This window comes from Cupriavidus sp. 05T42 (assembly GCF_056396345.1).
In genome coordinates this window covers 135,651-155,079 of sequence record NZ_JBFTLH010000004.1, presented here as the reverse complement: position 1 = coordinate 155,079, position 19,429 = coordinate 135,651, and the positions used below count along the sequence as shown (strand labels likewise).

General features: G+C 68.2%; 19 protein-coding genes. 18 read left to right on the top strand and 1 reads right to left on the bottom strand.

Annotated elements, in window-relative coordinates; all coding sequences use genetic code 11:
* Positions 1–65: 65 nt before the first annotated feature.
* Entirely contained in the window at positions 66–878 is an 813-nt protein-coding gene (locus AC1EJR_RS06870) for an SDR family oxidoreductase (protein WP_477146917.1), read from the top strand.
* The gene (locus AC1EJR_RS06865; RefSeq protein WP_477146916.1) at positions 878–1,711 is read left to right on the top strand and encodes a helical backbone metal receptor; all 834 of its coding nucleotides are present in this window, start codon (positions 878–880) and stop codon (positions 1,709–1,711) included. The genes AC1EJR_RS06870 and AC1EJR_RS06865 overlap by 1 nt, the downstream gene beginning before the upstream one ends.
* A 23-nt stretch (positions 1,712–1,734) precedes the next feature.
* Here AC1EJR_RS06865 and AC1EJR_RS06860 read toward each other — a convergent pair whose 3' ends face one another.
* Positions 1,735–2,811, bottom strand: coding sequence for an MBL fold metallo-hydrolase (locus AC1EJR_RS06860; protein ID WP_441591453.1), 1,077 nt, complete (start codon positions 2,809–2,811; stop codon positions 1,735–1,737).
* 193 nt (positions 2,812–3,004) lie between these two features.
* On the opposite strand from AC1EJR_RS06860, the gene AC1EJR_RS06855 reads away from it, so the two are divergent.
* From AC1EJR_RS06855 to bioD, 16 genes are all read left to right on the top strand, one after another.
* On the top strand, positions 3,005–3,430 hold the full coding sequence (locus AC1EJR_RS06855; RefSeq protein ID WP_092292091.1) for a MerR family transcriptional regulator: 426 nt from the start codon (positions 3,005–3,007) through the stop codon (positions 3,428–3,430).
* 101 nt (positions 3,431–3,531) lie between these two features.
* Complete coding sequence (locus AC1EJR_RS06850) at positions 3,532–4,725, top strand: isovaleryl-CoA dehydrogenase (RefSeq protein WP_441591451.1); 1,194 nt, start codon at positions 3,532–3,534, stop codon at positions 4,723–4,725.
* A gap of 86 nt (positions 4,726–4,811) precedes the next feature.
* A complete protein-coding gene (aceK, locus tag AC1EJR_RS06845; protein ID WP_092291327.1) occupies positions 4,812–6,635 on the top strand; it encodes a bifunctional isocitrate dehydrogenase kinase/phosphatase in 1,824 nt (607 codons plus the stop codon).
* Positions 6,632–7,303, top strand: a complete 672-nt coding sequence (gene can / locus AC1EJR_RS06840; protein WP_092291329.1) for a carbonate dehydratase — start codon at positions 6,632–6,634, stop codon at positions 7,301–7,303. Before aceK ends, can begins: the two co-directional genes overlap by 4 nt.
* Before the next feature lie 37 nt (positions 7,304–7,340).
* Positions 7,341–8,537, top strand: a complete 1,197-nt coding sequence (locus AC1EJR_RS06835; protein ID WP_092291331.1) for an acetyl-CoA C-acetyltransferase — start codon at positions 7,341–7,343, stop codon at positions 8,535–8,537.
* 40 nt (positions 8,538–8,577) lie between these two features.
* On the top strand, positions 8,578–9,258 hold the full coding sequence (locus AC1EJR_RS06830) for an SDR family oxidoreductase (RefSeq protein ID WP_092291333.1): 681 nt from the start codon (positions 8,578–8,580) through the stop codon (positions 9,256–9,258).
* 29 nt (positions 9,259–9,287) lie between these two features.
* Positions 9,288–10,418 carry an acyl-CoA dehydrogenase family protein gene (locus tag AC1EJR_RS06825; RefSeq protein ID WP_477105393.1) on the top strand — a complete coding sequence of 377 codons (1,131 nt, stop codon included), beginning with the start codon at positions 9,288–9,290 and terminating at the stop codon, positions 10,416–10,418.
* A 114-nt stretch (positions 10,419–10,532) separates the two neighbouring features.
* A complete protein-coding gene (locus AC1EJR_RS06820) occupies positions 10,533–11,201 on the top strand; it encodes a 2-hydroxychromene-2-carboxylate isomerase (protein WP_092291337.1) in 669 nt (222 codons plus the stop codon).
* Complete coding sequence (locus tag AC1EJR_RS06815) at positions 11,198–11,890, top strand: HAD family hydrolase (RefSeq protein ID WP_454756731.1); 693 nt, start codon at positions 11,198–11,200, stop codon at positions 11,888–11,890. The genes AC1EJR_RS06820 and AC1EJR_RS06815 overlap by 4 nt, the downstream gene beginning before the upstream one ends.
* The gene (locus AC1EJR_RS06810; RefSeq protein WP_477146915.1) at positions 11,887–12,318 is read left to right on the top strand and encodes a YchJ family metal-binding protein; all 432 of its coding nucleotides are present in this window, start codon (positions 11,887–11,889) and stop codon (positions 12,316–12,318) included. Before AC1EJR_RS06815 ends, AC1EJR_RS06810 begins: the two co-directional genes overlap by 4 nt.
* A 51-nt stretch (positions 12,319–12,369) precedes the next feature.
* Positions 12,370–13,977: a carboxyl transferase domain-containing protein gene (locus AC1EJR_RS06805; RefSeq protein WP_092291343.1), complete on the top strand. Its 1,608-nt coding sequence runs from the start codon at positions 12,370–12,372 to the stop codon at positions 13,975–13,977.
* A gap of 61 nt (positions 13,978–14,038) precedes the next feature.
* Positions 14,039–14,965: a dienelactone hydrolase family protein gene (locus tag AC1EJR_RS06800; protein ID WP_144199244.1), complete on the top strand. Its 927-nt coding sequence runs from the start codon at positions 14,039–14,041 to the stop codon at positions 14,963–14,965.
* Positions 14,966–14,995: 30 nt separating this feature from the next.
* Complete coding sequence (locus tag AC1EJR_RS06795) at positions 14,996–15,784, top strand: enoyl-CoA hydratase/isomerase family protein (protein WP_477146914.1); 789 nt, start codon at positions 14,996–14,998, stop codon at positions 15,782–15,784.
* Between the two features lie 256 nt (positions 15,785–16,040).
* Entirely contained in the window at positions 16,041–17,459 is a 1,419-nt protein-coding gene (gene bioA, locus AC1EJR_RS06790) for an adenosylmethionine--8-amino-7-oxononanoate transaminase (RefSeq protein WP_477112757.1), read from the top strand.
* A complete protein-coding gene (bioF, locus tag AC1EJR_RS06785) occupies positions 17,449–18,663 on the top strand; it encodes an 8-amino-7-oxononanoate synthase (RefSeq protein ID WP_477146913.1) in 1,215 nt (404 codons plus the stop codon). The genes bioA and bioF overlap by 11 nt, the downstream gene beginning before the upstream one ends.
* Positions 18,660–19,424, top strand: a complete 765-nt coding sequence (bioD, locus tag AC1EJR_RS06780) for a dethiobiotin synthase (protein WP_477112756.1) — start codon at positions 18,660–18,662, stop codon at positions 19,422–19,424. Before bioF ends, bioD begins: the two co-directional genes overlap by 4 nt.
* Positions 19,425–19,429 lie beyond the last annotated feature (5 nt).

The window sequence follows — 19,429 nt, the reverse complement described above, 5'->3', positions numbered from 1 at the left end:
GAAGCGTGCCGGGCCGTTTTGCTTGATCCGGGCCGTTCTCCCTCCGAATTCACTATATTGATCCGATGCGACCCCTGAAAGTCTTCCTTACCGGCGCATCGAGCGGCATCGGCCAGGCGCTGGCGCGCGCCTACGCGGCGCAGGGCGCCGTGCTCGGGCTGGTGGGCCGGCGCGAGGAGGCCCTGCGCGACTTTGCCGCCTCCCTGCCCAACCCCAACGCCGTGCGCATCTATGCGGCCGATGTGCGCGATGCGGACGCCATGCACGCCGCCGCCACCGATTTTCTCGACCATTTCGGCTGCCCCGATGTGGTCATCGCCAACGCGGGAATCTCCGTGGGCACCGTGGCCAGCGAGCGCGAGGACCTGGACGACTTCCGCCTGGTCATGGACACCAACTGGTTCGGCACCCTGACCACCTTCCAGCCTTTCCTGCACCCGATGCGCGAGCGCGCGCCCGGCGTCGGCGGCTGGCGCGGCACGCTGGTCGGTATCGCCAGCGTGGCCGGCGTGCGCGGCCTGCCCGGCGGCGGGGCCTACAGCGCCTCGAAGTCCGCCGTGGTGAAGCTGCTGGAAAGCCTCCGGCTGGAGCAGGCGCGGCACCGCATCCGCGTGGTGACCATCGCGCCCGGCTATATCCGCACGCCGATGACGGCGCACAACCCGTACCGCATGCCGTTCCTGATGGATGCCGACGTCTTCGCGCGCAAGGCCACCCGCCGGATTGCCGCCGGCACGCGCTACAAGGTGATTCCGTGGCAGATGGGGGTGGTGGCGTCGATCCTGCACGTGATGMCGCTGTGGCTCTACGACAAGCTGTTCGCCCGCGCGCCGCGCAAGCCGCGCAAGGCAGACCGCGCCGGTGGGGGAGACGCCTGATGCGGACCGACGCCCTCGGGCAGGCCCACGACCCGGCCAGTGGCGAGGTCCGCATCGCCTCGCTGGTGCCGTCCGTGACCGAACTGCTGTTCGATCTCGGCCTGGCCGACCAGATRGTGGCCCGCACCGGCTTCTGCATCCATCCCGAACCGGCGGTGCGGGCGGTGGAGAAGGTCGGCGGGACCAAGGACGTCAAGCTGGACAAGCTGCGGGCGCTGGCGCCGACCCACGTGGTGGTCAATATCGACGAGAACCGGCGCGAAACCGTGGACGAGATCCGCACCTTCGTGCCGCACGTGATCGTCACCCACCCGTGCGCGCCCGAGGACAACTTCGCGCTGTACCGGCTGCTCGGTGGCATTTTCAACAAAGTGCAACAGTCGGAGGGGCTGGCGCAGGCGCTCCAGGCCGAACTCGACGCGATCCGCGCCCGTCGCTGGCCGGCGCGCACCGTGCTGTACGCGATCTGGCAGGACCCGTGGATGACGGTGTCGCGCGCCACCTATATCAGCAGGATGCTGGCGCTGGTGTACTGGGCCACCTGGCCCGATGACGGCGCGGACCTCGCGGCCTGCGTCGATGGGGATTGCAGCCGGCCGAATGCGCCCGGCGAGCGCTATCCCACCTTCCGCTGGAGCGACGCGCTGGTGCGCGAGCTGGACGCCGTGCTGCTGTCGACCGAGCCGTACCGCTTCACCGAGGACCATGCCGATGCGCTCGAACGCCAGATCGGCAGGCCGGTGATGCTGGTCGATGGCGAGATGCTGTCCTGGTACGGCAGCCGCGCCGTGGCCGGCGTGCGCTACCTCAGGACGCTTGCCGAGTCGTTCTGACTCGTCCTAATCCGTTCTGATCCTCAGACCGTCCGGAAGCGGATGATCCCGTCATCGCCGCATTCGCGCACAAGTTGCCCGCGATGCCAGAGCGCGTGCAGGTGCGCCAGCGCCTCGCCCATCGCGAAGGTCAGCTGGTGGATGTCGAACTGGCGCCGGAAGATCACGCCGACGATGTCGTGCGCATGGCACGGCTTCTCGGCGCAGGCGGCCAGCGTCTCGGCCAGCCGGTCCACATGGTGCTCCTGCAACTGGCGGATGCGGGTATGCAGGTTGCGGAACGGGCGGCCGTGCGACGGCAGGATCAGTACGTCAGCCGGCAGGTCTTCGTACTTGTTCAATGAGTCGAGGTAGAGCTGGAGCGGATTGGCCTCCGGCTCCATGTCGAACACGCTGACGTTGGTCGAGATGCGCGGCAGCACCATGTCGCCCGAGATCAGCACATTGGTGGCGGCGTTGTAGAGCGCCACGTGTTCCGGGGCGTGGCCGAAGCCGGTGATCACGCGCCAGCCGGCCGTGGCCGGATCGGCGCCGATGGTCACGGTGTCCTCGTCCATCAGGCGGCGGTATTGCGTCGGCACCTCGGGCACCATCGACGGATAGTAGGCTTTGCGGCCGCGCAGTTTTTCGAGGTTGTCCGGGTCGGTCAGGCCGTGGCGGGCGAAGTGGCTCGCCGCGAAGTCACCGCCGGCATTCGAGCCGACGCCGCTGCCGCCGGACATCACGCGCGCGGTCATGTAGTCGCCCAGGCTCATCCACAGCCGCACGTCCCAGTGCTTGCAGAGCCAGTGCGCCAGGCCCACGTGGTCCGGGTGGCAATGGGTCACCAGCACGCGCAGCACGGGCAGGCCGTCCAGCTCGTTGGCGAAGATGGTCTCCCAATGCCCCTTGATGATGTCGTTGGTGATGCCGCAGTCGATGATGGTCCAGCCGTCCTGCCCGTCCAGGCGGTCGCGCAGGAGCCACAGGTTGATGTGGTCGAGCGCGAAGGGCAGCGGCATGCGCAGCCAGTAGACGCCGGGCGCCACTTCCTGGCGCGTGCCGGGCGCCGGCATGGTCTCGTCAAACGGGTAGTGGAGCTGGCTTTCGAGTGCGTTCATGGGGCTTGTCTCGGTCGAATCTGGCGCCTTCGGGTGCAGCGGGGCACCGGGCGCTCTGTGGGGTCATGTTGTCCAGTCATTGTCAGCGGCGGCACTTGACGCTAACGTTAACGTCAATCGTCGCGGCCTGCTCGTCATCTTAGACCAAAACTTGACCGTACAACGAACGACCGTTCACTTTCCTGGGCGCACCATGCCGGCACAGCCATCCTCCGCCACCTACACCATTACCGACCTCGCGCGCGAGTTCGACGTCACCCCGCGCGCGATCCGGTTCTACGAGGATCAGGGCCTGCTCTCGCCTGACCGCGAGGGCCCGGGCGGCCGCAAGCGCGTCTATAACGGACGCGAGCGCACCCGCCTCAAGCTCACGCTGCGCGGCAAAAGGTTAGGGCTCACTCTCAACGAGATTCGCGAAATTCTGGATCTCTACGAGTCGCCACGCGATACCGCGCCGCAGTTGGAGCGTTTCCTGGGCGCCCTGTCGCAGCATCGGGACGTTCTGGAGCGCCAGATGGAAGACCTCCAGGCCCAGCTTGCCGAGATCGACCAGCACGAGCGCCATTGCCGGGCGCTGCTAGCGGCACATGGCGAAGCCCCCAAGACCAGAACCGCCTGATGCCGCACTTTCAGCCATCCGCCTTCGGATGGAATTGACGTTTACGTAAACGTCAATAAAATACGCCCCACAACACCGACACGAACAGACAGGAGACCGACATGACCGAACTGCCAGGCCTGAGATTCGATCTGGGCGAGGACATCGAGATGCTGCGCGCCTCCGTGCGCAGTTGGGCGCAGGCCGAACTGGCGCCGCGCGCGGCCGAGATCGACCGGTCGGACCAGTTCCCGATGGATGCCTGGAAGAAGATGGGCGACCTCGGCGTGCTGGGCATCACCGTGGCCGAGGAGTACGGCGGCGCGAACATGGGCTACCTCGCCCATATGATCGCGATGGAGGAGATCAGCCGCGCGTCGGCGTCGGTCGGGCTGTCCTACGGCGCGCACTCGAATCTGTGCGTGAACCAGATCCACCGCAATGGCTCGGCCGCCCAGAAGGCGAAATACCTGCCCAAGCTGGTGTCGGGGGACTGGATCGGCGCGCTGGCGATGAGCGAGCCGAACGCGGGCTCGGACGTGGTCAGCATGAAGCTGCGGGCCGACAGGGTTGGCGGACCCGGGGGCGACCGCTACGTGCTGAACGGCACCAAGATGTGGATCACCAACGGGCCGGACTGCGACGTGCTGGTGGTCTACGCCAAGACCGAGCCGGACCTCGGCGCGCGCGGCATGACGGCCTTCATCGTCGAGAAAGGCATGAAGGGCTTCTCGGTGGCGCAGAAGCTGGACAAGCTGGGCATGCGCGGCTCCCACACGGGCGAACTGGTGTTCGAGAACGTGGAAGTGCCGGTGGAGAACATCCTCGGCGCCGAAAATGGCGGCGCCAAGGTGCTGATGAGCGGGCTCGACTACGAGCGCGCGGTGCTGTCCGGCGGCCCGGTCGGCATCATGCAGGCGTGCATGGACGTGGTGACGCCGTACATCCACGACCGCAAGCAGTTCGGCCAGAGCATCGGCGAGTTCCAGCTGATCCAGGGCAAGGTGGCGGACATGTACACCACGCTCCAGGCCGCGCGCAGCTATTTGTATACCGTGGGCAAGAACCTGGACTCGCTGGGCAGCGGCCACGTGCGCCAGGTCCGCAAGGACTGCGCGGCGGTGATCTTGTACACGGCGGAAAAGGCCACGTGGATGGCCGGCGAGTCGGTGCAGATCCTCGGCGGGAACGGCTATATCAACGACTATCCCACCGGCCGGCTGTGGCGCGATGCCAAGCTGTACGAGATTGGCGCGGGCACGTCGGAGATCCGCCGGATGCTGATCGGCCGGGAGCTGTTTGCCGAGACGATGTGATCGAATGTGATCTATCGTCAACCCAGCCGACGCTAGCGAACCCCTTTACAATTCCCTGACCCCTTACCGCAGCCGCCGCCTCGAACATGTCGCACTTCCCCAAGCTGCTCTCGTCGCAGATTGCCTACGATGTGGCGCGGACCATGCTGGACGGCTTCGACAAGCACTACCGGCTGTTCCGCGAGGTCAGCCACGCGGCCAAGCTGCGTTTCGAGGCAGGGGATTGGCACGGGCTGCAGCAACTCCAGCGCGATCGCATCGCGTTCTATAACGAGCGCGTGCGCGAGACCACGGTGATCCTCGAGGACGAGTACGACGCCGCGCGGATCGAGGACGGCATCTGGCAGCAGATCAAGCTGCACTACATCGGCCTGCTGACCAGGCACCACCAGCCCGAGCTGGCCGAGACCTTCTTCAACTCGGTCTGCACCCGCATCCTGCACCGCTCGTACTTCAATAACGATTTCATCTTCGTGCGGCCAGCGATCTCGACCGAGTACATCGAGAACGAGGAATCGCCGATGCGGCCCACCTATCGCGCCTACTACCCGGGCAGCCGCGAGGGCATGGCCGCCTGTTTCGAGCGGATGGTGCACAACTACCAGCTGGAGCGGCCGTTCGAGGATCTGGCGCGGGACATCGGCTACGTGGTGCGCGCCTTCGCCGAGCACCTGGGCGAGGCGCGGATTGCGCCGAACTTCCAGATTCATGCGCTATCGTCGCTGTTCTTCCGCAACAAGGCCGCCGTCATCGTCGGCCGGGTGCTGAACGGCGACCAGACCTACCCGCTGGCGATCCCGATCATCCACGGCCCGACCGGCCAGCTCGTGCTGGACACCGTGCTGCTGCGCCCGGAACAGCTGCTGATCCTGTTCTCGTTCTCGCACGCTTATTTCATGGTCGACATGGAGATTCCGTCGGCCTACGTGACCTTCCTGCGCGACATCCTGCCGCGCAAGCCGCGCGGGGAGATCTACACCGCGCTGGGGTTGCAGAAGCAGGGCAAGAACCTGTTCTACCGCGACTTCCTCCACCATCTCCAGCATTCGTCGGACAAGTTCGTGGTCGCGCCCGGCATCCGGGGCCTGGTGATGCTGGTGTTCACGCTGCCGTCGTTCCCGTACGTGTTCAAGGTCATCCGCGATGCCTTCGCGCCGCCCAAGGAAACCACGCGCGCGCTGGTGGAGTCGAAGTACCAGCTCGTGAAGCAGCACGACCGGGTCGGGCGCATGGCCGATACGCTCGAGTACTCCGACGTGGCCTTCCCGCTGTCGCGCTTCGACGAATCGCTGGTGCGCGAGCTGGAAGCCCACGCGCCGTCGATGATCGAGTACCAGCGAGGCCGCGACGGCGGGCAGGAGATCGTGGTGCGCCACGTCTATATCGAGCGCCGCATGACGCCGCTCAACCTGTGGCTCCAGGAGGGCACCGACGAGCAGGTCGAGCACGGCATCGTCGAGTACGGCAACGCGGTCAAGGAACTGATCGCCGCCAATATCTTCCCGGGCGACATGCTCTACAAGAACTTCGGCGTCACGCGCCACGGGCGCGTGGTGTTCTACGACTATGACGAGATCGAATACCTGACCGATTGCAACATCCGCCGCGTGCCCGAGCCGCGCAACGAGGAGGAGGAAATGTCGGGCGAGGTGTGGTACACCGTACGTCCGCACGACATCTTTCCGGAAACGTTCCGCACGTTCCTGCTCGGCGACCCACGCGTGCGCGCCGCCTTCCTGCGGCACCACGAGGATTTCTTCGATGCTGCCATGTGGCAGCACCATAAGGACCGGCTGATGGCCGGACACGTCCATGACTTTTTTGCCTATCAGAGTAAAGACCGCTTTATCCACCGCTACGGCCCCGGCGCCGACGACCACCCCACAGATCTTCCAAGGAGGGCGGCATGACTGATGCCATCGCGCAACTGTTCAAGAACAACCGCGACTGGGTGGACCGCGTCAACGCGGAAGACCCCACCTTCTTCACGCGACTGGCCAACCAGCAGGCCCCCGAGTACCTGTGGATCGGCTGTTCCGATTCGCGCGTGCCGGCCAACCAGATCCTCGGACTGGCGCCGGGCGAGGTGTTCGTCCATCGCAATATCGCCAATGTGATCTCGCACAGCGACCTGAACGCGCTGTCCGTGCTCCAGTTCGCCGTGGAGGTGCTCAAGGTGCGTCACATCACCGTGGTGGGCCACTACGGCTGCGGTGGCGTCAAGGTAGCGCTCAAGCGCGAGCGCGTCGGCCTGGCCGACAACTGGCTGCGCCACGTGCAGGATGTGGCCGACAAGCACGCCGCCTACCTCGGCACGGTGCTGCGCGAGGACGATGCCCACACGCGGCTGTGCGAGCTGAACGTGATCGAACAGGTCAACAACGTCTGCCAGACCACGGTGCTCCAGGACGCCTGGGACCGTGGCCAGGCCGTGACAGTGCATGGCTGGGTCTACGGCGTGTCCGATGGCCTGCTGCGCGACCTCGGCATGGCCGCCAGCAGCAATGAGGAATTGCACGAACAACTGGCCGCGGCCTATCGCCAGTACGGCGACCCCCCGCAGGCTTCGATCCGCTGATTTCAAGACAGTACGAACCGGTATTCAGGAGACAACCATGCAAGACCCGATCGTCATCGTATCCGCCGCCCGCACGCCCATGGGCGCGTTCCAGAGCGAGTTGAGCAGCCTGACGGCGCCGCAGCTCGGCGCCGCGGCCATCCGCGCCGCCGTGGAGCGCGCCGGCCTGAAGCCGGAGCAGGTGCAGGAAGTGGTGTTCGGCTGCGTGCTGCCGGCCGGGCAGGGGCAGGCGCCCGCGCGCCAGGCGGCGCTCGGCGCCGGGCTGCCGCTGGACGTGGCCTGTACCACGGTCAACAAGATGTGCGGATCGGGCATGCGCGCGGCGATGACGGTCTTCGACGGCCTGCTGGCCGGATCGTTCGAGATCGCCATCGCGGGCGGCATGGAAAGCATGACCAACGCGCCGTACCTGATTCCGAAAGGGCGCGGCGGCTACCGCATCGGTCACGGCATGATCTATGACCACATGATGCTCGATGGCCTGGAAGATGCCTACTCTCGTGACGAAAAAGGCGGGGGCCGCGCGATGGGCACCTTCGGCGAGGACTGCGCCGCCAAGTACGCGTTCACCCGCGCCCAGCAGGACGAATTCGCGATGGAGTCCGTGCGCCGCGCCCAGCAGGCCACCGAGAGCGGCGCCTTCCGCTGGGAAATCACGCCGGTCACGGTGTCGGGCAAGGGCGGCGACACGGTGATCGACACCGATGAAGGCCCGCGCCGCATCAAGGTGGACAAGATCCCGTCGCTGAAGCCGGCCTTCGCCAAGGACGGCACGATCACGGCGGCCTCGTCATCGTCGATCAACGACGGCGCCGCCGCGCTGGTGATGATGCGCGAGTCGACCGCGAAGTCGCTCGGCCTGCAGCCGCTGGCGCGCATGCTCGGCCATACCTCGCACGCGCAGGCGCCGGGCTGGTTCACCACGGCGCCCGTGGAAGCCATCGCCAAGCTCTACCGCAAGCTGGACTGGACCACCGACAGCGTGGACCTGTTCGAGATCAACGAGGCCTTCGCCGTGGTGCCGATGGCGGCCATGCACGACCTCAAGATTCCGCGCGACAAGGTCAACATCCACGGCGGCGCCTGCGCGCTGGGCCATCCGATCGGCGCCTCGGGCGCGCGCATCATGACCACGCTGATCGGCGCGCTGCGCAAGACCGGCGGCAAGCGCGGCGTGGCCAGCCTCTGCATCGGCGGCGGCGAGGCCACGGCGGTCGGCATCGAAATCGTCTGATCCTTCCAACCTCGCCTACCCACACGACAGGAGTCCTCCCATGCCCACAGCCCTCGTCCTTGGCGCCTCGCGCGGTCTCGGTCTCGAGTTTGTCCGCCAGTACCGTGCCGACGGCTGGCGCGTCATCGCCGCCGCCCGCAGCGACGAGGGCGTGGCAGCGCTCAAGGCGCTCGGCGCCGAGGCCCACCAGCTGGACCTGACCGACGCCGGCGCGCTGGCCGGGCTGGGCTGGAAGCTGGATGGCGAGTCGTTTGACGTGGCGATCTACAACGCCGGCGTGATCGGCCCGCGCAGCGAAGGCGCGCAACCGGTCACGCGCGAGGACTTCGACGGCGTGATGCACACCAACGTGCTCGGTCCGATGATGGCCCTGCCGCTGATCCTGCCGTTCGTCGAGACTGGCAACCACGGGCGTGGCGGCGTGCTGGCCGTGCTGTCGTCGCGCATGGGCAGCATCGGCGCGATGGACAGCAACCGCAGCTGGCTCTACCGCGTCAGCAAGGCCGGCGCCAACGCCGCCCTGAAGGCGGTCTCGCTGGACGCGCGCCATGCGATCTGCGTGGCGCTGCATCCCGGCTGGGTGCAGACCGACATGGGCGGCCCCAAGGCCGACCTCACGCCGCAGCAGAGCGTGACCGGCCTGCGCCGCACGCTGGCCGGCCTGACCCAGCGCGACAACGGCAGCTTCCACAACTACGACGGCACCCCGCTCCCCTGGTAAGGGGAGGGAGACAAAGGACACCGGACACCATGCTGCTGACTCCCGAACAGGAAATGATCCGCGATGCCGTGCGGCAGTTCGCGCAGGACGTCATCGCCCCGCAGGCGGCGCAGTGGGACCGCGACAAGACCTTTCCGAAGGCGGTGCACAAGGAACTGGCCGCGCTCGGCTGCTACGGCGTGGCCGTGCCGGAAGAACTCGGCGGGGCGGGGCTCGACTACCTGTCGCTGGCGCTGATCCTCGAGGAGATTGCCGCCGGGGATGGTGGCACCTCCACCGTCATCAGCGTGAACAACTGCCCGGTGTGCAGCATGCTGATGGCCTTCGCCAACGACGCGCAGAAGCAGCAATGGCTGGCCCCGCTGGCGCGCGGCGAGATGCTGGGCGCCTTCTGCCTGACCGAGCCGCACGTCGGCTCGGACGCCGCCGCGCTGCGCACCACCGCCCGGCGTGACGGCGACCACTACGTGCTCAACGGCGTGAAGCAGTTCATCACCAGCGGCAAGCACGCCGACGTGGCCATCGTCATGGCCGTGACCGACAAGGCTGCTGGCAAGCGCGGCATCAGCGCCTTCCTGGTGCCCACGTCCACGCCCGGCTACGTGGTGGCGCGCATCGAGGACAAGCTCGGCCAGCATTCGTCCGATACCGCCCAGATCGTGTTCGAGGACTGCCGCATCCCGGCTGAGAACCTGCTGGGCGAGGAGGGCGCCGGCTACAAGATGGCGCTGTCCGGGCTCGAAGGCGGGCGCATCGGCATTGCCTCGCAGAGCATCGGCATGGCCCGCGCCGCGTTCGACGCCGCGCTGGCTTACGCGAAGGAGCGGGAAAGCTTCGGCCAGCCGCTGTTCCAGCATCAGGCCGTGCAGTTCCGGCTGGCCGACATGGCTACCCGCATCGACGTGGCGCGCCAGATGGTCTGGCACGCGGCGGCGCTCAAGGATGCCGGCCGCCCGTGCCTGAAGGAAGCCGCCATGGCCAAGCTGTTCGCCAGCGAGATGGCCGAGGCGGTCTGCTCGGACGCCATCCAGGTCTTCGGCGGCTACGGCTATGTGACCGATTTCCCGGTCGAGCGCATCTACCGGGACGTGCGCGTGTGCCAGATCTACGAAGGCACGAGCGACATCCAGAAGATCCTCATCGCCCGCGCGCTCGGCTGAGCGCKGGCGGGAAGCGTACTATCGGCAATCGTACTTGTACTATTGGCAATCGCCGTCGCAGTTCCTAGTTCCTGACCCCAACGCAAGCGAATCTGACCTGGAGCCCCCTTCGCCATGACCGCACCGATCGACTTCTACTTCGATTTTTCCTCGCCCTACGGCTACTTCGCCAGCACCCGCATCGACGAGATCGCGCAGAAGTACGGCCGCTACGTGGCGTGGCATCCGATCCTGCTGGGCGTGGTGTTCAAGACGACGGGCTCGTCGCCGCTGCCGAGCATCCCGCTCAAGGGCGAATACTGCTGGCGCGACTTCGAGCGCACCGCCGAATTCCACCACATCGACTACAAGCGCCCGACCCACTTCCCGCTGCCTACCCAGCACGCCGCGCGCGCGGTGCTGTGGCTGCAGAACCACCATGGCGCCGATGTGGCCACGGCGTTCGCCAAGGCCGTGTACCGGGCGCTGTTCGTCGATGACCTCAATATCGCCGAGCCGGCGGAGCTGGCCAAGCTGGCCGAGCCGCTGGGCGTCGACCCCATCGCCATGAACGAGGGCGCCACCAGCTACCAGATCAAGGACCAGCTCAAGGCCGAGATCGAGGTGGCGATGGCCAAGGGCGTGTTCGGCTCACCGTTCGTGATCATCGACGGKGAGCCGTTCTGGGGCTTCGACCGCTTCGAGCAGGTGGAGTCCTACCTCAAGAGCCGGCGGCAGACGGCACAGACCCCGCTGCGCGCCGTCGGCGGCAATGACATCACCAAGGAAAAGAAACCCGCATGACCGCAGCAACCCAGGCCCCCGTGCAGCCCTCCGCCTTCGATTGCGTGATCTTCGACTGTGACGGCGTGCTCGTCGACAGCGAGCCCATCGTCCACCGCGTGCTCAACGAGATGCTCAACGAGCTGGGCATCGCCATCTCGCTGGAGGAGTCGAAGCGCTGGTTCCTCGGCCGCGCCGTGCGCGACGAGCTGGGGAACATCGAGCGCCGGCTGGGCAAGCCGCTGCCCGACAACTGGCTGTCGACGTGGCTCGCGCGCCGCAACCAGGTGCTGGAGGCCGAGGTGGTGGCCGTGCCGCACGTGCGCGAGGCCATCGAGGCCATCACCGCGCGCGGCCTGCCCGTGTGCGTGGCTTCCGGCGCGGACCGCATCAAGGTGAAGCTGCAACTGACGCGCACCGGGCTGGTCGAGCTGTTCCAGCAGGACACGCGCGAGCACATCTTCTCCTCCACCGAGGTCGAGCGCAGCAAGCCGGCGCCGGACGTCTACCTGCTGGCCGCGCGCACGATGAGTGTCGATCCGTCGCGCTGCGTGGTGGTGGAAGACAGCCCCACCGGCGTGACGGCCGGCGTGGCGGCGGGCATGACCGTGCTCGGCTACGCCGCGCTGAACGACGCCCGCGAGCTGCGCGAAGCCGGCGCACGCGCCATCTTCACTGACATGCGCCAACTGCCGGAGCTGATCGGATGAGTCMAAGCCGCCCTCAGCGCGCCGGTCCCGAGCCTTGCCCGTGCGGCCATGCCGACTACGCCGCGTGCTGCGGGCGCTTTCATCGCGGCGAGGCGCTGCCGCCGAACGCCGAGGCGCTGATGCGCTCGCGCTACAGCGCCTACGTCAAGGGGCTGGTGGACTGGCTGCGCCAGACCTGGCACGCCACCACCTGCCCGAACGACCTGGCCCCGGAGCGCGAGACGCGCTGGCTCGGGCTGACGGTCAAGGCCCACGCCCAGCAGGACGACACCCACGCCATCGTCGAATTCGTCGCCCGCTACAAGGTGGGTGGCCGCGCGTGGCGGCTGCATGAGCGCAGCCGCTTTGTGTTCGAGCCGCGCGAGGCCGGGGAGACGCCGCGCTGGCTCTATGTCGATGGCGAGATGCTCGGGCAGGATCAGGGGTAGGGATTGGCAGGGAAGCGGTAAGCGGGAACGAGACAAAGAACAGGACGAGACATGCCCACGCTGGAAACCAAACTGAACGCACGCTCGGAAGCCTTCAAGGCCAACGCCGAGGCCATGCAGGCGCTGGTGGCGGACCTCAAGGCCCGCATCGCCAAACTGGCCGAAGGCGGCGGCGAAGCCGCCCGCGCCAAGCACCTGGGTCGCGGCAAGCTGCTGCCGCGCGACCGCGTGCAGCAACTGCTCGATCCGGGCACCCCGTTCCTGGAGCTGTCGCAACTGGCCGCGTACGAGATGTACGACGACGCCGCGCCCGGCGCCGGCATCATCACCGGCATCGGCCGGGTGGCCGGGCAGGAGTGCGTGATCGTCTGCAACGACGCCACGGTCAAGGGCGGCACCTACTACCCGATCACGGTCAAGAAGCACGTGCGCGCGCAGGAAATCGCCGAAGAGAACAACCTGCCGTGCATCTATCTGGTCGATTCGGGCGGCGCCAACCTGCCCAATCAGGACGATGTCTTCCCGGACCGCGACCACTTCGGCCGCATCTTCTACAACCAGGCCAACCTGTCCGCCAAGGGCATCCCGCAGATCGCCGTGGTGATGGGTTCCTGCACGGCCGGCGGCGCCTACGTGCCGGCGATGAGCGACGAGTCGATTATCGTCAAGGACCAGGGCACGATCTTCCTGGGCGGCCCGCCGCTGGTGAAGGCGGCCACCGGCGAGGAAGTCAGCGCCGAGGACCTGGGCGGCGCGGACGTCCACACCCGGCTGTCCGGCGTGGCCGACTACTTCGCCCAGAACGACCACCACGCGCTGTCCCTGGCGCGCAACATCGTCCAGCACCTGAACCGGCGCAAGCCGGACCAGATCCGCCTGCACGAGCCGACGCCGCCGCTGTATCCCACCGAAGAACTCTACGGCGTGATCCCCACCGACACGCGCAAGCCCTACGACGTGCGCGAGGTCATCGCCCGCCTCGTCGATGGCTCGGAATTCGACGAATTCAAGGCACGCTACGGCACCACGCTGGTCTGCGGCTTCGCGCGGATCTGGGGCTACCCGGTCGGCATCATCGCCAACAACGGCATCCTATTCTCGGAGTCGGCGCTCAAGGGCGCGCACTTCATCGAGCTGTGCTGCCAGCGCAAGATCCCGCTGGTGTTCCTGCAGAACATCACCGGCTTCATGGTCGGCCGCAAGTACGAGAACGAAGGCATTGCCCGCAATGGCGCCAAGATGGTGACCGCCGTGGCCACGGCGCAGGTGCCGAAGTTCACGGTCATCATCGGCGGCTCGTTCGGCGCCGGCAACTACGGCATGTGCGGCCGGGCCTACTCGCCGCGCTTCCTGTGGATGTGGCCGAACGCGCGGATTTCGGTGATGGGCGGCGAGCAGGCGGCCAGCGTGCTGGCTACGGTGCGGCGCGATGGCATCGAGGGGCGCGGCGGCAAGTGGAGCGCCGATGAGGAAGAGGCGTTCAAGCAGCCCATCCGCGACCAGTACGAGCATCAGGGCCATCCGTACTACGCCAGCGCGCGGCTCTGGGACGATGGCGTCATCGACCCGGCGCAGACGCGCACCGTGCTCGGCCTCGGCTTGTCCGCCAGCCTCAACGCGCCCATCGGCGACATGAAGTTCGGCGTGTTCCGGATGTAGGCCCGCGCTTGCGCCGTTGCCGTTTCGACCTTTCGTTCACCGTATTTTTTCTGGTTTGACCATGCTTCGCCTTGCCCCCCTCGTTCGCGGCGTTGCCGTCGCGCTGGCCTGCGTCACGCTGTGCGGGGCGGCCCTCGCCCAGTCGGCCCAGGCCGCGCTGCCGCCGCGCACGATCGAGCGCGTGGTGATGGTGCCCAAGGCCGGCGCGGACGCCAACGTGGACCTGGAGACCACCATCTTCCGGCCCGCCGCCGATGGCCGCTACCCGCTGGTGGTGATCAACCACGGCAAGGCGCCCGGCAAGCCCGCCTACCAGGGCCGCGCGCGCTTTGCCGCGCAAAGCGCTGAGTTCGTGCGGCGCGGCTACGTGGTGGCGCTGCCGATGCGGCAGGGCTTCTCGAAGTCCGGCGGCGCCTACGTGGGCGGCAGCTGCAACATCAGCGCCAACGGCATGGCGCAGGCCGAAGACGTGATCGCCGCGCTCGACTACCTCGTGCAGCAGCCCTATGTGGACCCGACCCGCATCGTAGTGATCGGCCAGTCACATGGCGGGCTCTCGACCATGGCGCTGTCCGCCATCGGCTATCCGGGCGTGCGCGGCGTGGTCAACTTCGCCGGCGGGCTGCGCAATGCTGCCTGCGCCGGCTGGGAGAACAACCTGATCGATGCGTTTGGCGACTACGGCCGCACGGCGCGCTACCCGTCGCTCTGGTTCTACGGCGACAACGACAGCTTCTGGCCCTGGCCGCTGCCCGAGCGGCTGTACAACAACTACAAGGCGACCGCGAGCGGCCCCGCCGCCGACGCGCGCTTCGTCAACGTGGGCGAGTTCGACGGCGACTCGCACCGGCTGTTCAGCAGCCGCCACGGCATTGCGCTGTGGCTGCCGGAGGTCGATGCTTTCTTCCACCATATCGGCATGCCGTTCGACGACGACGCGCCGGAAGACCCGCCCAAGCCAGCCGGCGCCACAGAACGCGCCTCCTGACCCCCCATCGATGCACCGGAGACAGAGACCATGCACTTCACCACGCTGAACGTGACCGCCGCGCACCACGTTGCCACGGTCACGCTGAACCGCCCGGACGTGCGCAACGCGTTCAACGAAACCGTGATTGCCGAGGTGACCGGCGCGTTCCGCGCGCTGGGCGATACCCCCGACGTGCGCGCCATCGTGCTGGCAGGCACCGGCCCGGCCTTCTGCGCGGGTGCGGACCTGAACTGGATGAAGAAGATGGCCGGCTACACGKACGACGAGAACCGTGCCGATGCCCTGACGCTGGCCCAGATGCTCCACACCATCTGGGCCTGCCCCAAGCCGGTGATCGCCCGCATCCACGGCGACACCTACGCGGGTGGCGTGGGCCTGGTGGCCGCCTGCGACATCGCCGTGGCCGCCGAACCGGTCAACTTCTGCCTGTCCGAGGCCAAGCTCGGCCTGCTGCCGGCCACCATCAGCCCCTATGTGATCCGGGCGATGGGCGAGCAGGCCGCGCGGCGCTACTTCATCACGGCGGAGCGGTTCGACGCCGCCGAGGCGCTGCGGCTCGGCTTCGTCCATGCCGTGGTGCCGGCTGCACAACTGGACGCCAAGGTGGCCGAGGTGGCCGCCGCGCTGGTCGCCAACAGCCCCAACGCCGTGCGCGAGAGCAAGCGGCTGGTGCAGGAAGTGGCGGGGCGGGCCATCGACAACGACCTGCTGGCCGACACCGCGAACCGGATCGCGGCGATCCGCGCGTCCGAGGAAGGGCGCGAGGGCGTGCGGTCTTTCCTCGAAAAACGCGCGCCGGCCTGGCGTCCGCAATGATTTTTCTGCCGATTTGTTTCGGGACGATGCCGGACGTTAGCGGCTGGAAGCCCGAATGGGGCGGCGCGCGCGTCACCGCATCCGCCAACATCGCGCAACCTCGGTCAAGTTGCCGCTAACGTGCCGGGGCAGCCCGGTTTGCCAAGTCCCCAAGGACCTTCCTACCATGAGCCTCCCCATTCCGTCCTGCTTGCCAGCGCGCCCCGGCCTCGTCCGGCGTGGCGCCGGCGTGGACGGACAACAAAGGAGGCTTCCCTTGGAACATCCGGAACACCTTTCTTCCCCAGCGGCTGACGGATCACTCGCCGCGCGCAGCCAGCGCGCCGTGTGGCACCCGTGCACGCGCCTGCGGCCCGACGCGGGCGCCAACGAGCCGCCGCTGGCCATCGCACGCGGCGAAGGCCCGTGGCTGATCGACACCGACGGCCGCCGCTACTTCGACGCCATCAGTTCGTGGTGGGTCAACCTGTTCGGCCACGCCAACCCGGTCATCAACGCCGCGCTGGCGGACCAGATGCAGACGCTCGAACACGTGATGCTGGCCGGCTGCACGCACGCGCCGGCCGTGGCGCTGGCCGAGCGGCTGTCCGCGCTCACCGGCGGGGCGCTCGGCAACACCTTCTATGCGTCCGATGGCGCGTCGGCGGTGGAGATCGCGCTCAAGATGAGCTTCCACTACTGGCACAACACCGGCCTGCCGGCCAAGCGCGAGTTCGTGTGCCTGCGCCACGGCTACCACGGCGAGACGGTGGGCGCGCTGGCCGTGACCGATGTGGAGATCTTCCGCGACGCCTACGCCCCGCTCACGCGCCGCGCCCATGTGGCGATGTCGCCGGACGCCCGCCAGGCCAATCCCGGCGAGAGCGCCGCCGATGTCGCCACCCGCGCGCTGGCCGACCTGGAAGCGCTGCTGCGCGAACGCGCCGGCCAGATCGCCGCGCTGATCGTCGAGCCGCTGGTGCAGGGCGCCGCCGGCATGGCGATGTACGACCCGTCCTATCTGGAAGGCGCCCGGGCGCTGTGCGACCGCTATCGCGTGCACCTGATTGCCGACGAGATTGCCGTGGGCTGTGGCCGCACCGGCACCTTCTTCGCCTGGGAGCAGGCGCGCGAGCGTCAGGAGGGTGAAGCCTTGCCCGCCCACGCGTGGCCAGACTTTCTGTGCCTGTCGAAGGGCATCAGCGGCGGCTACCTGCCGCTCTCGCTGGTGCTGTCGCGGCCGGAGATCCAGCGCGCCTTCGTCGCCGACGACATCGCGCGCAGCTTCCTCCATTCGCACTCGTACACGGGCAACCCGCTGGCCTGCCGCGCCGCGCTGGCCACGCTCGACCTGTTCGACGCGGAAGACGTGCTCGCCCGCAACCGCGAGCGCGCCCGCTGGCTGGCCGACGCCATGGCGCCGCTGGCCGCCGACCCGCGCCTGGTCAACGTGCGCCAGCGCGGCATGATCTGGGCTGCCGATGTGGACCCGGAGGTCGCCGGCGCCGATTTCGCGTCGCGCTTCCATCTGGCCGCGCGCGAACAGGGCGTGCTGGCGCGCCCCATCGGCAACACCCTCTATCTGATGCCGCCGTACGTGTTCGACCAGCAACTCGCCGAATGGCTGGGCGAGCAGCTGCTCACCACGCTGCACGCGGTGGCGGGACCGATGCCGGAGGTGCGCCATGCTGCTTGAGCAACTGACCCGCGCCGCCGCCGACCGCGAAGCCCAGGCGCTCACGCGCCGGCGCCGCATCGCCCACACGGCCTGCGCGCCGCACCAGTCGGTCGGCGCCATCGACGCCAGGCCGGTGCCGCTGCTGACCTTCAGCAGCAATGACTACCTCGGGCTGGCCAACCATCCGGCGATTGCCGAGGCGCTGGCCGATGGCGCGCGTCGCTATGGCGCCGGCAGCGGGGCTTCCCACCTCGTCAGCGGCCATTCGATTGCGCACGCCCAGCTCGAACAGGAACTGGCGCGGTGGCTGGCGCCGCATATCCCGCAGGCGCAGGCGCTGTACTTCTGCACTGGCTATATGGCGAACCTTGCCGTGCTGACCTCGCTCGGCACCGCCGGCGCGACGCTGTTCTGCGAGACGCTGAACCATGCCTCGCTGATCGACGGCGCTCGGCTGGCCCGTGCCGATGTGCAGCGTTATCCGCATGGCGATCTGGCCGCGTTGGACGCCCAGCTCGCCGCCCACACCGGCGGCCTGAAGCTGATCGTGACCGACAGCGTGTTCAGCATGGATGGCGATATCGCGCCGCTGGCTGGCCTGCTGGCGCTGGCCGAACGCCACGATGCGTGGATCATCGTCGACGATGCCCACGGCTTCGGCGCGTTGGGCGAGAACGGGCGGGGCGTGCTGGAGCACCTCGGCCTGCGCTCGGAACKGCTGATCTATATCGGCACGCTGGGCAAGGCCGCCGGCGTGGCCGGGGCGTTCGTGGCGGCGCACGCCACGATCATCGAGCATCTGGTGAACACCGCGCGCCCCTATATCTATACGACGGCGGCGCCGCCGGCCGTGGCGCACGCGCTGCTGACGAGCCTGGCGATCATCGCCGGTGAGGAAGGGCGCCAGCGCCGCGCGCAGCTTGGCGGGCTGATTGCCACGCTGCGCGACGGACTGGCCCGGCTGGCCGCGCAGGCCGGCTGGACGCTGGGCGAAAGCGACACGGCGATCCAGCCGCTGATCGTCGGTGACAACGCCGCCGCGCTGGCGCTGTCTGCCGCGCTGGAGGCCGAGGGCATCCGCGTGGGCGCCATCCGGCCGCCGACTGTGCCGGCCGGCACCGCGCGGCTGCGCATCACGCTGTCCGCCTCGCACACCGCGCAGGACGTGCAGCGGCTGCTCGATGCCATCGCGCGGGCCATCCCGCACCGGGAGGCCGCATGACGGATATCGACAAGGAGCAGAAGAAGCCCGGCCGCGTGGCCTGCTTCGTCACCGGCACCGATACGGGCGTCGGCAAGACCCACGCCACGGCCACGCTGCTGCACGCGCTGCACGCGGCGGGCTACACCACGGTCGGCATGAAGCCGGTGGCGAGTGGCGGCGAGTGGCTGGACGAGCGCTGGCAGAACGACGACGTGGAGCAGTTGCGCGCCGCCGGCTCGGTGATCGTGCCGCAGGAGGAGATGTGCCCGTTCCTGATGCGCACGCCGGTTTCTCCGCACCTGGCGGCGGCCATGGAAGGGCTGCGCATCACGCGCGAGCCGATCCGGGCCGCGTTCGCGTCGCTGCGCCATCGCGCCGAAGCCGTGGTGGTGGAGGGCGTGGGCGGCTTCCAGGTGCCGCTCGACGTGGGCGCCGCGCGCTGGAACACCGCCGACCTGGCCGAAATGCTCAACGTGCCCGTAGTGATGGTGGTGGGCGTCCGGCTTGGCTGCCTGAACCACGCGATGCTGACCGCCGACGCGGTGCGGGCGCGCGGGCTCACGCTGGCCGGCTGGATCGCCAACCGCATCGACCCCGACATGCTGCTGCCGCACGAGAACATCGCCACGCTGCACGACGCGCTCGGCGCGCCCTGCCTGGGCGAGCTGCCCTGGCAGGTGGCCCCCGCCGTGGCGGCGACGGAACTCGACCTCGCCCCGCTGCTGGCCAGCATGCCGCCGCATATCCGATACACCGCCGTGGCCCAGTCCGCTGACTGAGCCCC